We start from the raw sequence: 2,478 nt of genomic DNA on the forward strand, positions 1-2,478 counted from the left end.
CTGGTTCGACGTGGTCGGCCGCCCCGACGACACGGTGGCCGTTGTCTTCGGTGACGTTATGGGCCACGGGGACAGCGTCGCTGCCGCCGCCGACTGCCTGAGCCGGACCATGAGGGCCCTCGCCGGCGAGGGACACGATCCGGAGGTGGTCATGGGCGCTGCCCGGGAGCAGGCGCTCCGGCTCGCCACCACGGCCACCGCGGTCTATGGGGTCGTGGACCTGGCTACGGGCGGGTTGGAGTTCTGTTCCGCCGGTCATCCGGCACCGGCTCTGTTGGATCCAATGTGGCGCGGTTGGCTGCCCTTGGTGCCGACCCCCCTCCTGGGAGCGGGTTGGACAGAGGGAGAGGACTGCGCGTCGGTCCTGCTCGCATCTGGGGAGATCGTGGTGATCTACTCCGACGGCCTGGCCGACGCGTCCGGCAGCCTTCCCGATGTCACCGCCCGGCTCATGGCGGAGGCAGCCGCAGGTGGTGCCAACCCGTACCAACTCTGCTCGGTGGCCCTGAGCGCCACCGGCGCCGGCACCGACGATCGCAGCGTGCTGGTCCTGACGCTGTCGGAGGGCCTGGCTGACGAGGCGCGGGGGCATACCTGGTCCGCCCATCGCTGATGGCGGGGCGGCCCGCGCTGGGGCGGCTGATCCGCTGCTGGGCACTGGCAGTGTTCATGGTGGCGGCCGTCGCGGGCTGTGGGTCCCGGGGACATCTGGCCGACCACGCCCGACGTCCCCCGGAACGGCTCGAAGTCGGAGCCTGTGCGTCGTCCTCGCCAGTCAACACCGGGGTCATACCGACGCCGGCGGTGCGGTTCGTCTCGACCCGACGGGGATACGTGTCAGGTCCGTCGGGGATCTTCATGACCACTGACGGGGGGGCCACTTGGCGACACAGCTACGACGGTGCCGCAGGCCACATCGACTTCGTCAGTCACGACTCCGGCTTCGCGCTCACGCCGACTGGCTTGGTCACAACGGTGGACGGTGGCGCGTGCTGGAAGGCGGTGTCGCCACCGCCGGCCCCCCTGTCAGCGGTGGACTTCGTCGATCCGTCCGTGGGCTGGGCCATCACCGCCCCCGGCGGGAGCCGTCCTCCGGCGTTGCTCGGCACAGACGACGGCGGAGCGCGCTGGCACGCCGCGAGCGCCCCAGCCGTGCCGGAGTCGGTGTGCTTCTCCAACCGGGTCGAGGGCTACCTGGGAGCCGGAGGGTCCGTCTACTCGACGACGGACGGCGCCCGCACCTGGTCCCGGGTTCTCGTGGCGCCATCCATCGGGTCGCCCCAAGCGGCCCACGTCTACTGCGCGGGCCGGCACGGGGCGTGGGCCCTCTTCACCGGCCGCGCCGTGGCCGCAGGCAACGTGGCCTACATCGTGTATCGCAGTCCCGACGGCGGGCGATGGACTCCTGTCCTCGAGCAGACCCAGTTCCGCTACCCGCCGGCTCCCGAGGGTCCCGGCGCCTACCCGGGTCCCCTGAGCGTCGTCGACCCCGAGGCCGCCGCCTTCATCGGCAACAACCCCGCCGTGGGCACCGGCCAGGCGGTCCCGGTGATCGTCACCGAAGGGGGGAGCGAGCTGGCCCAGGGTCACCCGGTTCCCTCCCTGACGGGCGCCGTGTCAGCCAGCTTCCCCACCACGTCGCGGGGCTGGGTGGTGGGGCCGGTGCCCACCGGCGGTTGGGCCGTCTACGTGACCGTGGACGGAGGCAGCAGCTGGGTGCCCCAGCTTCGGATCGGCGCTCGCACCTGATGAGGCGAGGAGCGAGGTCCTAGAGGGCCAAACACCGACCAAGTTGCGAAATAGGAAGGAGATCCGATGCTTCGACTGACCGAGTTAGCCGCTGATCATCTGGCCGACGCCGCCCGTGCTCGGGGCCTACCCGACACCATCGGCGTGCGGGTCTACGGCGAGCCCCACCCGGGAGGGGGCTTGGAGGTGGGCGTCCGCTTTGCCGTCCTTCCCGCCGAGGGGGACGAGGTCTGTCGGCAAGGCACGACGCGCCTGTTCATCGGGCCCGAGGTGGCCGAGGCGCTCTCGGAGGCGTCGCTTGACGTGCGCCGGACTGCGGAGGGGCCCACGTTGGTGCTGGTCACCGATGAGCCGGACGAGCCCGGCTAACCGAGTCCGATCGTCGGGATTCGGTCTCCTACTCGGATGACAGTGGCCTGTGCATTAGCCATCCGAGGGTGCGCAGCACCGTGGCCGGGGTCCATGCGCCGGTGGCGGGGTGGGTGAGATTTCTCCGGCCCTGGGCGCTGAGATAGGAGGCCAGGGCCGGAGGCAGCTTGCCCCGGAACGAAGGATCGGCCCCGGTGGCGAAGCGCTCGTGACCAGTGGCATCGATGACGCTGAAGCCGTCGGAGTGGGTGACGTCGTAGGTGAGGGGCCGACCGGTCCACCAGTCCTCAGCCGGCGGAGACGCCTCGGGGACCCGTCCGTAGTACCAGCCGAAGAAGCGGGCCAGGCGGGACAGGGCCG

General features: G+C 71.1%; 4 protein-coding genes. 3 read left to right on the forward strand and 1 reads right to left on the reverse strand.

The window, feature by feature from the left end; all coding sequences use genetic code 11:
* The 3 genes from VFW24_11465 to VFW24_11475 form a co-directional block, all read left to right on the forward strand.
* Positions 1-613 (forward strand): PP2C family protein-serine/threonine phosphatase (locus VFW24_11465; GenBank protein ID HEX5267382.1); only part of this gene is annotated, 613 nt, incomplete at its 5' end.
* 419 nt (positions 614-1,032) lie between these two features.
* Complete coding sequence (locus tag VFW24_11470; GenBank protein HEX5267383.1) at positions 1,033-1,749, forward strand: hypothetical protein; 717 nt, start codon at positions 1,033-1,035, stop codon at positions 1,747-1,749.
* Positions 1,750-1,815: 66 nt separating this feature from the next.
* Positions 1,816-2,118, forward strand: coding sequence for a hypothetical protein (locus tag VFW24_11475; GenBank protein HEX5267384.1), 303 nt, complete (start codon positions 1,816-1,818; stop codon positions 2,116-2,118).
* 28 nt (positions 2,119-2,146) lie between these two features.
* On the opposite strand, the gene VFW24_11480 is transcribed toward VFW24_11475, so the two are convergent.
* Positions 2,147-2,478: hypothetical protein (locus VFW24_11480; protein HEX5267385.1), on the reverse strand; the 332-nt coding region annotated here is incomplete at its 5' end.

It is taken from the genome of Acidimicrobiales bacterium (assembly GCA_036273495.1).
Lineage (GTDB): Bacteria > Actinomycetota > Acidimicrobiia > Acidimicrobiales > JAJPHE01 > DASSEU01.